Genomic DNA, 308 nt, shown 5'->3' on the forward strand with positions numbered 1-308 from the left:
ACGGTTTCGCCCGAAGTGGCCCAGAATGCGTGAACCTTTCTATCAATACGTAACCACTTACCTAAATCAGTAAGAGCCTTTAGGAATATGAAAAAAGCACTTATTACAGGGATTACCGGACAGGACGGAGCCTATCTCGCCGAATTATTGCTGGCCAAAGGCTATGAAGTCCATGGGGTGAAGCGTCGGAGCTCCCTGTTCAATACCCAGCGGATCGATAACCTCTACGAAGATCCGCATGAAAAGGGCGTACGACTCAAACTGCACTTCGGCGATTTGTCGGACTCGACCAACGTCATCCGCATCAT

At 49.4% G+C, this 308-nt stretch carries 1 protein-coding gene; it reads left to right on the top strand.

The annotated features are described in order from the left end of the window. Nucleotides 1–87: 87 nt before the first annotated feature. Nucleotides 88–308, top strand: a 221-nt coding sequence (locus DX909_RS29400; protein WP_128548883.1) for a GDP-mannose 4,6-dehydratase, incomplete at its 3' end; no start/stop codon positions are given.

Source organism: Larkinella soli, assembly GCF_003703975.1.
Lineage (GTDB): Bacteria > Bacteroidota > Bacteroidia > Cytophagales > Spirosomataceae > Larkinella > Larkinella soli.